The sequence below is a fragment of the Pseudomonas sp. NPDC079367 genome, from assembly GCF_044542195.1.
GTDB lineage: Bacteria > Pseudomonadota > Gammaproteobacteria > Pseudomonadales > Pseudomonadaceae > Aquipseudomonas.
On record NZ_JBITTW010000049.1, the window covers coordinates 1 to 17128 of the forward strand.

A 17128-nucleotide genomic window follows, 5' to 3' on the forward strand; every position below is an offset into this window, starting at 1 on the left:
TGCGCCACCGAAGCAATCATCCGCTGCATCAGCACATCGGCATGCGCAGTCACCGCGAGGTTGAAGCGGAAGAACTTGTGCTGCGCATCCAGTGCTGAACATGCGGCGGAATTCCAGCTTGGCCAGATTTTCCTCGAGACGGGCCAGCTCGGCGACGACATCGCCCACTGCGCCTTCGTCGTTCTCTTCGACGGCCATTTCCAGCAGGTCGCGGCAATCGGCCAGACCGCCGTTCAGTTCGTCGAGGGTGTCGACGATCTGCGCCAGCGCGGCACGCTCGCGGCCCAGCTCCTGGGCGTATTCAGGTTTGTTCCAGACACTCGGATCTTCAAGCTCGCGATTGACCTCGGTCAGACGCTCATGCTTTTGATCGTAGTCAAAGATACCCCCGAATAGTTTCGGAGCGCTCGGACAGGTCCTTGATGGTGTTCAGGATCGGGTTGATTTCCATGACGGGCAGCACTCGTTGGCGAACTTTTGAAAGCCGGCGAGTATAACGTAAACAGGCTGCTGCGGCAGCCCGTCTGGCGGGTGTGGGGGTGATTCACTTGACGCATTCTCACTGTAGGAGCTGCCGAAGGCTGCGATCTTTTGATTTTGCTTTCAAGATCAAAAGATCGCAGCCTTCGGCAGCTCCTACCAGGATCGCGGGCCTATTCAATCCCGACCTGATTACGCCCGTTGTTCTTGGCCAGATACAACCCGCGATCCGCCGCCGAAATCAGCAGCCGGCAATCGCTTCCGGACTGCGGCACCATGGTCGCCAGACCAATGCTGATGGTCAGACTGGAGCCTTCGGTCGGCGTGTTATGTGGGATCTTCAGCGCCGCGACAGTCTGGCGCAGCTTCTCGGCCAACAGCCGCGCACCGCCCGGCGAGGTGTTCGGCAGGACGAGCACAAACTCCTCGCCGCCGTAACGCGCCGGCAGATCCGACGGTCGTGCACTGGCATCACGGATGGCTGCGGCAACCTTGCGCAAGGCTTCGTCGCCTTCGACGTGGCCGAAACTGTCGTTGTACGATTTGAAGTAATCCACGTCGATCATGAGCAACGACAGCTGCGTCTGATCGCGCAGCGAACGGCGCCACTCCAGTTCCAGGTATTCGTCGAAGTGGCGACGGTTGGACAGCCCGGTCAGGCCATCGGAGTTCATCAACCGTTGCAGCACCAGATTGGTGTCGAGCAATTGCTGCTGGCTGACCCGCAACGCCCGATACGCCGCGTCGCGCTGCAGCAAGGTCATGTAGGAGCGCGAGTGATAGCGGATGCGCGCGACCAGTTCGATGGTGTCCGGCAGCTTCACCAGATAATCGTTGGCGCCAGCGGAGAACGCCGCGCTCTTGATCAGCGGGTCTTCCTTGGTCGACAGAACGATGATCGGGATGTCCCTGGTCGCCGGATGATTGCGGTATTCGCGCACCAGGCTCAGGCCATCGAGGCCGGGCATCACCAGATCCTGAAGGATTACCGTCGGCTTGATCCGCACCGCCTGGGCGATGGCCTGCTGCGGGTCGGAGCAGAAGTGGAAGTCGATGTTCTCCTGATTCGACAGCCCACGGCGCACCGCTTCGCCGATCATCGCCTGATCATCCACCAACAACACCATGGCGGCGTTCTCGTCGGTTTTAATGTCGTCGATCTGTAAATCATTCATGGGCGGTCACCTGAGTACTGCGGGGGCCTGGATTGCGGATCAACCTGTTCATTTGGGGAAAATCTCCAGCAATCGTGGCGCTATCTTTTCCAGCGGGCGGATTTCCACCGCAGCATCGATCGCCGCGGCAGCCTTGGGCATGCCGTACACCGCACTGCTGTGCTGATCCTGGGCGATGGTCAAATAACCCTGTTGGCGCATGAGCTTAAGCCCTTGCGCGCCATCGCGCCCCATCCCGGTCAATAAAACCCCGACCGCGTCACCGTTCCAGTAACTGGCAACGCTCTCGAAAAACACGTCGATCGAGGGGCGATAGATCTCGTTGACCGGTTCGGCGGTGTAGGCCAGCGTGCCGTTCTTGAGCAGGCGAATATGGTGATTGGTGCCGGCCAGCAATACCGCGCCGCTCTGCGGCGGCTCGCCTTCGCGGGCCAGACGCACATCGAGACCGCTGGCGCTGGCCAGCCATTCGGCCATGCCTGCGGCGAATACCTGGTCGACATGCTGCACCAGCACGATCGCCGCAGGAAAATCCCTCGGCAGGTCTTTGAGCAACATTTCCAACGCCGCCGGCCCGCCGGCGGACGAACCGATCGCCACCAGCCGCTGCCGTGACGGCGAACTGCGCGGCGAACTCGGCGTCGGGCGCGCACGCGGCGCCTTGTCGCCGATCAGCCAGCCGATGTTGAGGATCTTGCGCAGCAACGGCGCGGCGGCTTCCTGAGCATTGCCAGCGCCGATCGCCGGGGTGTCGACCACATCCAGCGCGCCGTGGCCCATGGCCTCGAACACACGATGCACGTTCTGCTGACGGTCGACGGTGACGATGACAATGGCGCACGGCGTCTCGGCCATGATCCGCCGCGTGGCTTCGACGCCGTCCATGATCGGCATGATCAGATCCATCAGAATCAGGTCCGGAGTGTATTCGGCGCAGCGTTGCACCGCCTCGGCGCCGTTGCTGGCGACCCAGATCACCTGATGCGCCGGCTCGAAGGCCAGCGCTCGGCGCAGCGCCTCCACCGCCAGGGGCATGTCGTTGACGATTGCGATCCTCATGCCCGCGCTCCCCCAATGAGCTCGACCACTGCATCGAGCAGGGCGTCGTCATGAAAACTGGCTTTGGCTAGATAATAGTCGGCGCCGGCGTCCAGTCCACGGCGGCGGTCTTCTTCGCGATCCTTGTACGACACCACCATCACCGGCAGCGATTGCAGGCGGTTGTCGCGGCGCAACAGGGTGACCAGCTCGATGCCGTCCATGCGCGGCATGTCGATGTCCGTGATCAGCAGGTCGAAGTTCTCCGAACGCAGCGCGTTCCAGCCGTCCATGCCGTCCACCGCTACCGCGACGTCGTAGCCGCGATTGAGTAGCAGTTTGCGCTGCAGCTCGCGCACCGTCAGCGAATCGTCGACCACCAACACCCGTTTGCGCGCTGCTTCGGCGGCCTGGTTACCGTGGCGGGCAATGCGTTCCAGACGCCCGGTATTGAGCAACTTGTCCACCGAACGCAGCATGTCTTCGACATCGACGATCAGCACCACCGAGCCATCATCGAGCAAGGCCCCGGCGGAAATGTCCTGAACCTTGCCCAGACGCTCATCCAGCGGCAACACCACCAGCGTGCGCTCGCCGACGAAGCGCTCGACCGCCACCCCATAAATTGCTTCACGCTCGCGGATAACCACGACTTTGAGGGTATCGCCATCGTTCTGACTGGCCGGGCGGTTGAGCAACTGGCTGGCCGCCACCAGGCCAACATGCTGGCCTTCGTGCCAGAAATGCTGACGCCCTTCGACCTGCACAATGTCTTCGGGGGCCAGATCGCACATACGTTCGATATGCGCTAACGGGAATGCGTAAGCCTCCTCGCCGACTTCCACCACCAGACTGCGCACTACCGACAAGGTCAGCGGCACTTCCAGATGAAAACGACTGCCTTCGCCCGGCGCCTGTTCGAGCACCACGGCCCCGCGTAGTTGCCGAACCATGTGCTGAACCGCATCGAGGCCGACGCCACGGCCGGACACTTCGGTGACTTTGTCGCGCAGGCTGAATCCCGGCAGAAACAGGAACGTCAGCAACTCCTCTTCGCTCAATTGCGCTGCGGTTTCGGCTGGGGATAACTGGCGTTCGACGATGCTGCGGCGGACTTTTTCCAGATCGACGCCATTGCCGTCATCGCTCAACTCCAGCACCAGCAGACCGGCCTGATGGGAGGCGCGCAGGCGGATCAGGCCTTCTTCGGACTTACCCTTGAGCAGGCGTTGTTCCGGGGTTTCGATGCCGTGATCAACGGCGTTGCGCAGCAGGTGAGTCAGCGGCGCTTCGAGCTTCTCCAGCACGTCGCGATCGACCTGGGTTTTCTCGCCTTCGATCTCCAGGCGCACTTGTTTGCCGAGGCTGCGGCCGAGGTCGCGAACCATGCGCGCCTGCCCGCTCAACACATCGGCGAACGGGCGCATGCGGCAGGCCAGCGCAGTGTCGTAAAGCACTTGTGCGCGCTGGCTGGCCTGCCAGGCGAATTCGTCGAGTTCAGCGTTTTTCTCGCTGAGCAGTTGCTGCGACTCGGCGAGCAAGCGCCGCGCATCCTCCAGCGACTCGAGTGCTTCCAGACTCAGAGCATGTTCCTTCAGGTGCACATTGAGGTTTTCCAGCGCGCGCAGACCGTTGTTCTGCATGCGCTTGAGGCGCTGCATGGTCGCCAGATGCGGCTTGAGACGCTGGGTTTCCACCAGCGATTTGCTCGACAGATCGAGCAGGCTGTTCAGGCGTTCGGCGGTGACGCGCAAGACGCGTTCGCCGCCTTCGGTGGTGCGTTTGTTTTTGCGCGGGGGCGGCTCGGCGGGCTCGTCCATGATCGGTATTGACGCTACTGGCGCTGGCTCGATCTGCAACTCGGCCATTGGCGGCGCGGCAACCACAGCGGCTGGGGTCGAGGGATCGAGCAAACGCCCCATCAGCGCCACGTAGGCGTCAATGTCCGCAGGTTGCGGCGCATTGGTCGGCGTGGCGATGCGCATCAGCAGGTCGGTGCCCTGCAGCAACGCGTCGATGTGCTCGGGGCGCAGCAACAAACGCCCTTCCTGCGCGCTGACCAGGCAATCTTCCATAACGTGGGCGACGCTGACGCCACTGTCGATACCAACGATGCGCGCCGCGCCTTTGAGCGAATGCGCCGCGCGCATGCACGACTCCAGTTGATCGGCCTGGGTCGGATTGCGCTCCAGCGCCAGCAGCCCGGCGCTGAGGACTTGAGTCTGGGCTTCGGCTTCGAGGCTGAACAGTTCGAGCAGTGAGGCGTCGCGCATTTGCTCGGGGGTCATGTCAGGCTCCGGGTCACGGCGGACAACAGCTGTTCTTCATCCAGCCAGCGCAGGCTGCGACCGCGATATTGCAGAACGCCTCGAGTGTACTTGGCACTGGCCTGCGCAGCGGACTGCGACGCCGCGTCGAGGATGCGTTCGTCGATCGCATGAATGCCGTCAACCTCATCCACCGGCACCACCACCGGCCCGCCATGGGCGGCAATGATCAGCATGCGCGGCATGATTCGCCCGCCGTTGACCGGCGCAGCGCTGCCGTCGAGGTCGAGCAACTCCACCAGCGACAGACACGCGACCAGCGCACCACGGACATTGGCTACCCCGAGCAGGGCGCGCGAGCGCTGATGCGGCAACGAGTGAATCGCCTGCAGTGGCGCCACTTCGACGAGACTGCGCGTCGCCAGTCCGAGCCATTCCTCGCCGAGGCGAAACATCAACAGCGAGCGGGTTTTGACATCGATTTCGACCTTGCCGGCCACCGCTTCGCGCTGGTCCTGCTGCAGCGAATAGCGGTCGAGCAGGCGCGTGGCGGCGGCGGAATACACCGAACAGTTGCGGCAATGGATGTGCTCGTCCAGCAGCGGGCAGGTCTTGTCGCCATGAATGCCGATACGGTTCCAGCAATCATCGATGGCCCGGGCGTCTTCGTGGGTAACGTTCAAGGTGTCGGACGCGCTCATCGTTTACGCTCACTGTCGGCGGTGCGCCCGCTGCGGGCGGCGCGCTCCTGCAATCGTCGGGCACCCGCCGTGTCGCCCTGGGCCTGCAGCAACGCGGCCAGGTGCATCAGCGCTTCGGGGTGTTGCGGCTCAAGGTACAAGGCCTTGCGATAGAAACCCTGGGCTTCGAGGCTCAGGCCGGCGACATCGCTGAGCAGGCCCAGCCAATAGAACACCTGCGCCACCGGTTCATGGCTGCGCAGATAATGCTCGCACGCGGCACGGGCCTCGGCGCTTTTGCCTTCGTTGGCCAGTGCAGCAATTTGCGCCAGCAGCGTCGCGGCGTCGGGGTTGGCAGTTTTTTTCGTCACCGGCAAAGCCGTCACGGCAGCGAACGGCCGATTGCGCACTGGCGCTGGCGGCGCGCTGCGCAATGGTTGGCTGACCGGCACGGAGACCGGTTTGGGCGTCGGCAGTGGTTCGGGGTGCGGCTCGCTGTGACGGCTGAAAGCGAACGACTGCGGGACGCCGATCGAACGCATGCCCAAACGCCCGAGCAGACTGCCCTCCGCCGGGCCGATAAACAGCACGCCGTCGACATGGGTCAGACGCTTGAGCACTTCGAACACCTGCTTCTGCGTCGGCTGGTCGAAGTAGATCAGCAGGTTGCGGCAGAACACGAAATCGAAGGCAGGCTCGCTCGCCAACAGTGTCGGATCGAGGACATTGCCGACCTGCCAGCGCACTTGTTCGCGAACATATTCGCTGACCCGGTGGCCGTCCTGCTCAGGCAGGAAATGGCGCTCGCGAAACTGCAGGTCCTGCCCGCGAAACGAGTTCTTGCCGTAAACAGCGCGGCGCGCCTTGTCCACCGATAGCGGGCTGATGTCCATGCCATCGACCTTGAACTGATGCGGCTTGATCCCGGCATCAAGCAGGGCCATGGCGATCGAATAGGGTTCTTCACCGGTCGAGCACGGCAGGCTGAGGATGCGCAACGCGCGCATGTTGTTGAGCTCGGCGAGACGCTGACGGGCCAGTTTGCCCAAGGTGGCAAAGGATTCCGGGTAACGGAAAAACCACGTTTCCGGAACGATCACCGCTTCGATCAGTGCTTGCTGTTCGTCCCGCGAGCCTTGCAACAGCTGCCAATATTCGTCGGCGTGGGCGGCCTGGGACAGCGTGGTGCGCTGGCGCACGGCACGCTCGATGATCGCCGCGCCCACCGAAGCGACATCGAGGCCGATGCGTTCCTTGAGGAAATCGAAAAAGCGCTGATCACCACTCATGGCTGCGCCTCTGACTGCGCCGGATCACGCGGCGGATCGGGGAACAACAAACTGCGCACGGCATCATCGAGCAAGTCTTTGACCCGCACCCATTGCAGCAATCCCTGCGCATCTTCGCGCACCGGGCCGAGGTACGGCGCCTCGCGGTTGTCGAGGCCGTAGGGCTGGAAATCGTCCGGATGACAGCGCAGCGTGTCGGTGGCCTGCTCGAGTATCAGCCCGAGCCATTGCGCTGGTTGCGATTGCTCCGGCTGATAATTGACCAACACCAGCCGCGTGCTGGTGCGCTCCTTCGCGGGCTGGCCAAAAGTCAGCGCGCTGAGATCAATCACCGGCACCACCGCACCGCGATAGGCGAACACCCCGGCCACCCACTGCGGCGCCCGGGCAATCGGCTTCAGCGGCAGGCGCGGCAGCACTTCCGCCACTTCAGTGGCGCGCAGGGCGTAGCGTTCGCTGCCGATGCGAAACAGCAGGAACAGCGCCTGCTTCGCAACTGGCGCGGCGCTACGCTTGGCGACGATTTCGCTCATCAGACTTTGAATCGCGAAACGCCGCTGCGCAGGCCGACGGCCACCTGGCTCAGCTCATCAATGGCGAAACTGGCCTGACGCAGCGATTCGACGGTCTGGCTGCTGGCATCGCCCAACTGCACCAGCGCATGGTTGATCTGCTCGGCGCCGGTGGCCTGGGCCTGCATGCCTTCGTTGACCATCAACACGCGCGGCGCCAATGCCTGCACCTGATGGATGATCTGCGACAGCTGCTCGCCGACCTGCTGCACTTCGGACATGCCCCGACGTACTTCTTCGGAAAACTTGTCCATGCCCATCACCCCGGCCGACACCGCCGACTGGATCTCGCGAACCATTTGCTCGATGTCGTACGTGGCCACGGCAGTCTGATCGGCCAGACGTCGGACTTCGGTGGCGACCACCGCAAAACCGCGACCGTACTCGCCCGCCTTCTCGGCTTCGATCGCCGCGTTGAGCGACAGCAGGTTGGTCTGGTCGGCGACCTTGACGATGGTCACCACCACCTGATTGATATTGCCGGCCTTCTCGTTGAGGATCGCCAGTTTGGCGTTGACCAGATCCGCCGCGCCCATGACCGAATGCATGGTGTCTTCCATGCGCGCCAGGCCTTGCTGGCCGGAGCCGGCGAGCACCGAAGCCTGATCGGCAGCGGTGGAGACTTCGGTCATGGTGCGCACCAGATCCCGCGAGGTCGCCGCGATCTCGCGGGAGGTGGCGCCGATTTCGGTGGTGGTCGCTGCGGTTTCGGTGGCGGTGGCCTGTTGCTGCTTGGAAGTGGCGGCGATCTCGGTCACCGAAGTGGTCACCTGCACCGAAGAGCGCTGGGCCTGGGACACCAGCGACGTCAGTTCGGTCATCATGTCGTTGAAGCCGGTTTCGACCGCGCCGAACTCGTCCTTGCGATCAAGGTTCAGGCGCGAGCTCAGATCACCGGTGCGCATGATGTCGAGGATGGTCACGATGCGGTTCATCGGCGCCATGATCGCGCGCATCAACAGCAGACCGCAGAGGCCGGCGGCCAGCACCGCAACCAGCAAGGAAATGACCATGCTGACTTTGGCCGTTGCCACCGCGTCGTCGATGTTGGCCATTGCGTTATCGGCGACGACTTTGTTCTCGCCAATGATGTCGTTGAGTTTCATGCGCCCGGTGTACCAGGCTGGGGTCAGCTTTTCGTTAAAGAGCTTGATTGCATCGGCTTCCAGATTGCGCGAGTGCAAGTCCAGGACAGCATCCTGAATCTGGATGTAGGTGTCGTGATACTTCTCGAACAAGGCGAATTCGGATCGGTCCTCATCGGTGGCCATGGTCTTGCGATAGTTGGCCATCTGTTCCTGCAGACGCGCTTCGAACGCCTTGTAGTCCGCCGCATCTTCATTGGAAATTCCCTGGCCTTCCTTGAGGCCGAGCAGCTCCTGGGTCTGCAAATAACTGTCGACCCATGCGCCACGAATCATCGAGCTGTAATAGACGCCTGGAATGGCATCGTCACGCACGCTGTTCTCACTGGCCTCGATCTTCAGCAGCCGTGAGTAGGACAGCACCACCATCAACAGCATGATCGCGATAATCACCGCAAAGCTCGCCAAAATTCGTTGGCGCAACGTCCAGTTCTTCACAGTGATTCCTCGGTGCCTGATCGAAATGCGGGGAGTATAGCCGAGCGCGGTGTTTCATTTATAAGACGCTTTCGCTGGCACCATTGTCCTTGTGGGAGCGAGCCTGCTCGCGAAGGCAACACCGCGGTCCCGGCAAATCCCCTACTGCGCAAGAAGTTGCGCAGTAGGGCGTAATATTTCAGAGATAAATTGCCCTGTAGCCCAAGCGGTGCAAGCCCTGCAGCCAAGTGCGCAAGAAGTTGCGCAGTACTGCGCAACTTCTTGCGCACTTTCTCCCAGTTATCGCGGTGAAAATCGCCGCGAATGATCACCAACCAGCGTGGCGCCCCCGCCATCCGGGCACCGCGCAAAACCTGGCACGCTCCTTGATATCCCTCAGCCACCCACCGGGCGATTTCGCCTCCGGGCACCCTAACTTTATCCGCAAGGAGAGCACCCCATGGCAACACCAGCGTACATGTCGGTTACCGGCGAAAAACAAGGCCTGATCACTGCCGGCGCTTTCACCGCCGACTCCGTTGGCAACACCTATCAGGAAGGCCACGAAGACCAGGTCATGGTTCAGGCTTTCACCCACGACGTGATCATCCCGCGTGACCCGCAATCCGGTCAGCCAACCGGTCAGCGCGTTCACAAGCCAGTTGTGATCACCAAGGTCTACGACAAGGCTTCGCCACTGCTGCAAGCAGCACTGACTTCCGGCGAGCGCATGAGCGAAATCGTTATCCAGTGGTACCGCACTTCGGCCCAAGGCACCCAAGAGCACTACTACACCACCAAACTGGAAGACGCGATCATCGTCGCCATCAACAACAAAATGCACATCTGCCAGGATCCAGGCAACGCGCACTTCACCCACCTGGTAGAAGTGCAGTTCACCTACCGCAAAATCACCTGGACCCACGAAGTATCCGGTACTTCGGGTTCCGATGACTGGCGTGCTCCAGTCGTTTAATTACGGCTGACCGTTACAAGCATCGGCCAGCTCTGCTGGTCGATGTTGTTTACGCCCCTCCAGAATTTCGCGTACGTTGAGCCGCTTTTGCGGGCGTCGACGAGCGCCGCTGTACAGCACGAGGAACAAGGGATGTTCGCGCCGGCCAATGAAACCCACTTTGCCCTGACCATCGAAGGGCTTTCCGCTGATTTTCAGGTGTTTACCCTGACCGGCCGGGAAGCCATCAGCCAGCCTTTTGTCTTCGAGGTGGAGCTGGTCAGTGAGCAGCCGTCGCTGGACCTCGAAACCCTGCTGCACAAACCGGCCTTTTTGCAGCTGTCGCCTGACGGCGGCGGCATCCATGGCCAGATCTACCGCGCCGCGCAAGGCGATTCCGGCAAGCGTCTGACCCGTTATTCTGTGACGCTGCGCCCACAACTGGCGTATCTGGCGCACCGCATCAACCAGCGCATCTTCCAGAACCTCAGCGTGCCGAAGATCATCGGCATGGTGCTGGAAGAGCATGGCATTCAAGGCAACGCCTACGAATTCAAGACCGGCTCGATCTATCCCGAACGCATCTACTGCGTGCAATACGACGAGTCGGACCTGCACTTCATCCAACGTCTGTGCGAGGAAGAAGGCATTCACTTCCACTTCCAGCACAGCGCCAACGCGCACAAGTTGGTGTTTGGCGATGACCAGACGGTGTTCCCGAAACTCGCGCCTGTGCCCTATCAGCAAGACTCCGGCATGGTCGCCAGCAACCCGGTGATCAAGCGTTTCGACCTGCGCCTGGAAACCCGCACCAGCCGCACCACCCGTCGCGACTACGACTTCGAAAAACCGCGCCTGACCCTGGAAAGCGAAAACCGTGGCGACGCCCTGCCAGACCTCGAAGACTACGATTACCCGGGTCGCTTCATCGACCGCGAGCGCGGCAAGCACCTGGCCAAACGCGCCCTCGAACGCCATCGCAGCGACTTCCAATTGGCCGAAGGCAAGAGTGATCAGCCACTGCTGGTCAGCGGCCATTTCCTCGCCCTGACCGAACACCCGAAAGCCAAGTGGAACGACCTGTGGCTGCTCACCGAAGTCCTGCACGAAGGCAAGCAGCCGCAAGTGCTCGAAGAATCGGTGACCAGTGACACCACCGCGCTGAAAGACGATTTCCATCAGGGCTATCGCAATCGCTTCCAGGCCACGCCGTGGGACGTACCCAATCGCCCACCGCTGCGCCACCCGAAACCGCGCATCCTCGGCAGCCAGAGCGCCGTGGTCACCGGCCCGAAAGGCGAAGAAATCCACTGCGACGAGTACGGCCGGGTCAAAGTCCAGTTCCATTGGGACCGCGAAGGTCAGGCCGACGACAAGACCAGTTGCTGGCTGCGCGTCTCCAGCGCCTGGGCCGGCGCCCAGTACGGCGGCATCGCCATCCCGCGCATCGGCATGGAAGTGCTGGTCACCTTCCTTGAAGGCGACCCCGATCAACCGCTGATCAGCGGCTGCCTGTACCACAAGGAAAATACCGTCCCCTATCCACTGCCGGCGAACAAGACCCGCAGCACCTTCAAGACCCTGAGTTCCATGGGCGGCGGCGGTTACAACGAACTGCGCATCGAAGACAAGAAAGGTCAGGAGCAGATCTTCCTCCACGCCCAGCGCGACTGGGACGAGAACATCGAGCACGACCAGAAAATCCGCGTCGGCAACGAACGCCACGACACCGTCGAGCAAAACAGCTACAGCGAATTCAAGGCCGAAGAACACCACACCGTCTACGCCGACCGCAAAGTCGAAACCCGCGCCAACGACCACCTCACCGTGGGCGTCAACCAGCACATCAAGATCGGCACCGGCCAGTTCATCGACGCCGGTCAGGAAATCCACCTGAGCAGCGGCATGAAAGTGGTCATGGAGGCCGGCGCCGAGCTGACCCTGGTCGGCGGCGGCAGCTTCATCAAGATTGATGCTGGCGGCGTGACCATGAGCGGGCCGGTGATCAATATGAACTCCGGTGGTAGTCCGGGCAGTGGGACTGGTGCTGCGCCGTTGATGCCGGGGCCTTTAAAACAGGCTGATGCTGATAAGGCGGGGCAGGTAACAGTGCCACCTATGGCAAACCCGTTCGTACGAAAAAGCATTCAAGGCCTGCCCCTTGTTCCGATCTGTGGAAAACAAGCTAATGGCGCTTGCTCGCGGGAGGTTTGCCCATGTCTGAATGGTTAAGTCACTTTTTGGAAAAACCCGTGGCCACGACGCCATCGGGCACCACCGCAAACCGCACCCTGTATGGCATCGTAGACAGCGTTCGCCAGCCTCGGGCTCTGGAAAAGCTTTTCCAACAGGCCGGGTTGAATGGTGTTGAAAAGTTGTTTCAGGACACGCCGTTTGCCGAAATGAATGATGTCAGTCCGATCTGGCTACAACTGACACCGGGAAGTCCTGCCGCCGCCCAAGCCCTTGAGCTATGCCACGACAACCGCGCCGGCATTCTGCTCACCTCACGTGAAAAACCGGAGACCGCGCTCTTGCATGCTCGTCGCCTCCTGCGCATGAACGACCCGACTCATGGTGACTCGCTGGCGCGTTACTACGACCCGGCATTCTGGAGCGCGCTAGCGCTGACGGTACCCGTCCAACCTCTGTTTGGCCCTTGGGACAGCGTCTTCACCCCGCCCGCCCACAGAGACGATCAACAATGGCGCCTTTGGGAACAAACAGAAAAAGTTGATACCTCTAGCGTCGAACAAAAATATCCGTTGCAACTAAAGAGCAACACACTGATAGCGTTCGATGAAATCCGCTGGTGGTACTGGATTCGGCTGCGGAACGCCGAGTCCGCTGCGGGCTTATCGGATTCGCAGCTGTCTGGCGTGGCCGATAATTTGCAACTGCTGGTGGATCACGGCATTGAAGAAGGACGTCATCTTGAGCGCCTGCTGCCGAATCTAAACCAAGGTCCGTTACAGGCCCGCACTGACGTCATGAACGTGCTGAGCAGCGACATGCCGGCATTCGAGAAAGTACAACGACTGGAAGTCTGAGATGACAGGTACGTCCGAACAAACACCCGCGCCAGAACAACCACCTGTTGTCATTCCGGCCGATCCGCCAAAAAAGACTGCCGACGCGGAAACGTTCTGCAAAGACAAGAAGCCAGGCTGCAGCAGCAGCTATGACGACATCATCTACGTCACCGGTCAGCGCCGTTTCTGGCTGTTGCCCAAGCGCACGTCCGAGAAACTCAAGGAAAGCGTCAGCCTACTCAAACAGAAAACCGTCGACACTGATAAAGCCACGCGCATGAGCAACATCGCGGATGCAGGTTTGATGGACTACTTCCTCACTCCGGGTCCGGAAGCTTTTCTTGAAGGTGAGCAACACACCAGTTATATGGCGTCGAAAGCGGCAATCCCCGAAGACACTGCGAAAAAAGCACAGTGCCGCAAGGATTGGGAAGCGGCAAAAGCCAAAGGTGATAGCGACGCGGTAATGCATGCCGAACGTGAGATGTTCCACGCCGGAAAACGCATCGAGACAAATCAGCAGAACATGCAAACGCTGGAAAAAGTCTCCGATGCAAAAGCAAAGACACTGGGGTACAAACGGGAAAACGGAGTTTTTTATACCCCGCGTGCCTTGAAGGCGCGTGACGCAATTGACAAATACATTGAAGAGCGCGACAAGGCGAAAGCCCACGGCTACAAAATGTTTGATCCTGGCACTGGCAAGATCGCTTCGGCCTGGGAGCACTTGAAAGAGTACAAGGCTCTTCACAAAAAGCTGATCGAAACCGGCGAGATCGACGAAAAAAAGCTAAGGGGTGTTCAGCTCAACATCCTGGCGTTGAAAGACCTGATGTCAACGTACATAAACGCTATCGTAGAAGTTGCCGAATGCGGGATTGCAGTTCCCGAGTTCGCGCTCAGCCCTGACGACCAATACACCGGCAGCGAGGATTTTCAGGCGTTTATCGAGCTGACCAACAAACGCGATGAACTCGAAAAAAAAATCGAGGATCGTTACTCTCAATGGGTGTCGGCGACTGGCGGCAAGTCCGCACCGCCCGGCGTCCTGTTCGTCAGTTTGCAAAAGCAGTGGTACGACTTGAATAACGAGGCAGAGCGAATCCAGCTCACTGCAGAGGCGCGTATACGTGAGCTCAAGCCATCCCGCCTGTTCCTGTGGGAAGCGGAAAGCTATAAGCCAAAGCCGATCGAACGTCTGGCCAAAACCAACATACCTCTGCGCGAACTCAGTAGCGCCTCGTCAACGACGATCCTCAACCACATCAGCCTGAAACACCTGGCACAAATCAGTGGTAACGCATTCCAAGGACAGCTCAAGGAACTGGCGACCAGTCTGCCGAAATCGATTGCCAAAGAGGCCGACGACGACCGGGTATTCAGCGATTGGCTGGAACAGGAAGGCGCGCTCCAATTCGATGAAAAGGGACCATGGTTCGATGAACATGGACTGTTTGTGCCTGATAAGTTCTTCGCGGCGCTGGAAGCCAAAGGCTACAAAGTCGAAAGCCTGAAAGCCGAAGCCAAACGCCAAAGCTGGGGCGAAAACCTGAAAGCCATGGTTTTCGAAGATAAACAGCTGCGCAATCTCATGCTGTTCGACAACAGCCCCCAGGCCCAACTGGTTCGATGCTTACTCCCGGAAAGCGCCAACCTGCTGTCGGAAGTCAAAATGGAAGGCCCCACTCTGAAAAGTGGTTCCCCTCAGATTGCCAACTTGGAAGTTGCACTGGATGTAACAGCGTGGCGCGGGGAAGTCAGCTTGCTCAAAGTCGAGTTCCCTAAACGGGCAAAGGCCGATCCCTGGATAGCGAAATACAAGGCACACGACGGCAGCGTACGTAGCGTCAACTTCGGCAAACTGTCATTGGATCTTGAAGCCAAGGCTTGGGGCTTCGCCGGCGCAAGTCTCATACTGTCGCGCGATTTGACCCTTGATCAAAAAACTGGCTACACCAGCCTGGTCGGCGTTGACATGGCCGAAAAATCCGGCGATCTGGCAAAGTTTGAAGTCTTTGCCGGTGCCCAGGCCGGGTGCAAGGTAACCGGCAAACTGTTCTGGTGCCCTCCCCCAAGCGTCCTCCCTCCTGCACCGGTGCCCAACCGCATCTCCGCCAACCAGTGGCGTCCACTGGCCAAACTCGAAGTGGAAATGGCCGTAGCCCTCGGCGCCGGCTACTCCGGTGATATGCAGCTGCGGATGCAAAACGGCCATCTATTGCTGTCGATCAAGGGGGCCCTGGTCTGGGGCGCAGGCGTAAAAGGTTATTTGACCTTTGAAGTCGGCTACGACAGCATCGTGGCCCTGACGGAACTGGTGCGACAGGAAATGGCCGCGAACCAATACAAGGATCTTGAGTGGGTCGATGGCGAAGCCATGGACTACCTGCAAAAACTGAGCTTCCTCGGCGCCACTGGTATCGATGTGGCGTTCGCCTATGTGCGTGGGTATGCCATTGTTAAAGGAATATTTGAGGCGCTGACTGAGGGGGGGCGTGGGGGGTTGATAGCTTATACATTAATTAGAGATAAGAACCAGAAAGCTATACGGGACTGGGTTTTTAATCTCCAGCCAGAGGCTTTAGGGCCTCTCCTTTTAACATTATGCGCTCCTCCAAAAGCTTTCACCCCCGAACAAGATGAGCAAGCGGAAGTTTTTGACGAAGAACAGACACATCTCCTACAACAGCGAGCAATAGAGAAGTGTTTAACCTGGATTTCAAGCAAGGCTAATGCTTCCCTACAGTTTGAGGAATCGATTATCCGCATGAACAGAGACGGAGCGCGGCCAAGTCAGGCAGGATCCGTTTACTGCCAAAACAAGCTTAAATTGGACACCTTCATGGCCGAGCGTGTTTTGTCATTGCAAGTTGGCACTAACGATATGAGGAACCGGTACAGGGCATTAGTTTCGACTATGGGCGCTCGATTAAACGACCATTGCGGTTATCACACAGAATACAAAGGTCCAGCATTCGCACCTATTCAGAAGATCAAAAGCACCTATAAAGGGCCAAACATTGATTAAGCATTACATTTGTTTATTTTTTGCCTACTTTGCATTGTGCGGCACGGTAAGCGCCGAACTAACACCAACACAAAAAAATGCAAAAGACACGGGTATCGCTATTTTCCAGCAGAGCGACTGGTACGCCTCCCAGCCCTTTCTCAACATTGCTGCAGAGGCAGGGGATCGTGACGCACAATATTTTTTGGGCGAAGCAATCAGACTCAGTCAGCGCTATATCACTCCAGACGCCAAAAAATGGTATGAGGCTTCAGCTGAGCAAGGCTTTTTATATGCAATGCTCCGTCTGAGTAATAAAAATGACTTGTGCGGAAATATGGGAACTTGTACAGATAAAAATGGAGTCGACTGGCGAGAGCGTTTACTAATAACGGCTCAAGAACGAGCAACCAAAGGCGACACAGAGGCAATGACAGTCCTGTATACGGCCGGTCAAGGCCTGCCATGGCTTGAGAAAGCGGCCGCAGCAGGTGACAGCTACGCACAACAACTGCTGGCTAGCGCATACAAAAGCGGTGCCGGGTGGTTCTTGATTCCAGGTAGTAAAGAAAAAGCAATTATCAAATGGTTTAAAGCATCATCGGAAGGCGGCAACCCGCGAGGCATGTTCCTTTATGCGAATTACTTATACGATCATAATGGTAGTAAAGAAGAGATAGCACACTGGGTGAAAAAATCAGCGGAACACAGCCACATAGATGCAGTTGGCACCTACGCATACAAGATCTCCGATCCATCCAATGAACTTGGTTATCCGGAAAATCTGATTAAAGCATACGGTTTGACGCTTTTACTTTCAAAACTGGAGGCAGGACCAGCACCAGAAGACGCAAAGCGACTGCTCCCGGAGCTGGCTAAAAGAATGAATTCTATAGAAATCACAAAAGGGATTGAGTTCTCGGAAGACTGGAAAAGAAATCACCCTCCCCTATCTTATTTTGACCCAATATACGGATATTAGACGACCAAATATTCTTAACAAACCAAACTCGCTCAATTACATTCAGGGGCAGTACGACCTCAACGGCCAACTGCTGAAGAAAACCGAGT

Annotated in this window: 12 protein-coding genes and 2 pseudogenes; 5 read left to right on the plus strand and 9 right to left on the minus strand. The window is 59.0% G+C overall.

What is annotated here, in order from left to right; all coding sequences use genetic code 11:
- The 9 genes and pseudogenes from ACIGDJ_RS25450 to ACIGDJ_RS25490 form a co-directional block, all read right to left on the minus strand.
- Nucleotides 1–110: pseudogene (locus ACIGDJ_RS25450) on the minus strand (transcriptional regulator HexR); the annotation flags it as partial.
- Nucleotides 94–451, minus strand: a pseudogene (locus ACIGDJ_RS25455) (PCRF domain-containing protein); the annotation flags it as partial. The pseudogenes ACIGDJ_RS25455 and ACIGDJ_RS25450, both read right to left, overlap by 17 nt.
- 202 nt (nucleotides 452–653) lie before the next feature.
- Complete coding sequence (locus ACIGDJ_RS25460) at nucleotides 654–1655, minus strand: PleD family two-component system response regulator (RefSeq protein WP_101157791.1); 1002 nt, start codon at nucleotides 1653–1655, stop codon at nucleotides 654–656.
- Between the two features lie 48 nt (nucleotides 1656–1703).
- Nucleotides 1704–2714 carry a chemotaxis response regulator protein-glutamate methylesterase gene (locus ACIGDJ_RS25465; RefSeq protein WP_397479381.1) on the minus strand — a complete coding sequence of 337 codons (1011 nt, stop codon included), beginning with the start codon at nucleotides 2712–2714 and terminating at the stop codon, nucleotides 1704–1706.
- Nucleotides 2711–4981 (minus strand): hybrid sensor histidine kinase/response regulator, encoded by a 2271-nt coding sequence (locus ACIGDJ_RS25470; RefSeq protein WP_397479380.1) that lies wholly within the window; start codon nucleotides 4979–4981, stop codon nucleotides 2711–2713. Before ACIGDJ_RS25470 ends, ACIGDJ_RS25465 begins: the two co-directional genes overlap by 4 nt.
- On the minus strand, nucleotides 4978–5661 hold the full coding sequence (locus ACIGDJ_RS25475) for a chemotaxis protein CheW (protein ID WP_397479379.1): 684 nt from the start codon (nucleotides 5659–5661) through the stop codon (nucleotides 4978–4980). Before ACIGDJ_RS25475 ends, ACIGDJ_RS25470 begins: the two co-directional genes overlap by 4 nt.
- Nucleotides 5658–6929, minus strand: a complete 1272-nt coding sequence (locus tag ACIGDJ_RS25480; RefSeq protein WP_397479378.1) for a CheR family methyltransferase — start codon at nucleotides 6927–6929, stop codon at nucleotides 5658–5660. Before ACIGDJ_RS25480 ends, ACIGDJ_RS25475 begins: the two co-directional genes overlap by 4 nt.
- Nucleotides 6926–7462, minus strand: coding sequence for a chemotaxis protein CheW (locus ACIGDJ_RS25485; protein WP_101157781.1), 537 nt, complete (start codon nucleotides 7460–7462; stop codon nucleotides 6926–6928). The genes ACIGDJ_RS25480 and ACIGDJ_RS25485 overlap by 4 nt, the downstream gene beginning before the upstream one ends.
- Nucleotides 7462–9084, minus strand: coding sequence for a methyl-accepting chemotaxis protein (locus tag ACIGDJ_RS25490; RefSeq protein ID WP_101157779.1), 1623 nt, complete (start codon nucleotides 9082–9084; stop codon nucleotides 7462–7464). The genes ACIGDJ_RS25485 and ACIGDJ_RS25490 overlap by 1 nt, the downstream gene beginning before the upstream one ends.
- A 439-nt stretch (nucleotides 9085–9523) precedes the next feature.
- On the opposite strand from ACIGDJ_RS25490, the gene ACIGDJ_RS25495 reads away from it, so the two are divergent.
- The 5 genes from ACIGDJ_RS25495 to ACIGDJ_RS25515 all read left to right on the plus strand — a co-directional run bounded on the left by ACIGDJ_RS25495 (nucleotide 9524) and on the right by ACIGDJ_RS25515 (nucleotide 17039).
- A complete protein-coding gene (locus tag ACIGDJ_RS25495) occupies nucleotides 9524–10039 on the plus strand; it encodes an Hcp family type VI secretion system effector (protein WP_397504645.1) in 516 nt (171 codons plus the stop codon).
- A gap of 132 nt (nucleotides 10040–10171) precedes the next feature.
- A complete protein-coding gene (gene tssI, locus ACIGDJ_RS25500; RefSeq protein ID WP_397479376.1) occupies nucleotides 10172–12250 on the plus strand; it encodes a type VI secretion system tip protein TssI/VgrG in 2079 nt (692 codons plus the stop codon).
- A complete protein-coding gene (locus ACIGDJ_RS25505; protein WP_101159024.1) occupies nucleotides 12235–13068 on the plus strand; it encodes a DUF4123 domain-containing protein in 834 nt (277 codons plus the stop codon). Before tssI ends, ACIGDJ_RS25505 begins: the two co-directional genes overlap by 16 nt.
- Before the next feature lies 1 nt (nucleotide 13069).
- Nucleotides 13070–16078 carry a hypothetical protein gene (locus ACIGDJ_RS25510; protein WP_397479375.1) on the plus strand — a complete coding sequence of 1003 codons (3009 nt, stop codon included), beginning with the start codon at nucleotides 13070–13072 and terminating at the stop codon, nucleotides 16076–16078.
- Nucleotides 16071–17039, plus strand: coding sequence for a sel1 repeat family protein (locus tag ACIGDJ_RS25515; RefSeq protein WP_312995492.1), 969 nt, complete (start codon nucleotides 16071–16073; stop codon nucleotides 17037–17039). Before ACIGDJ_RS25510 ends, ACIGDJ_RS25515 begins: the two co-directional genes overlap by 8 nt.
- The last annotated feature ends 89 nt before the right edge of the window (nucleotides 17040–17128 follow it).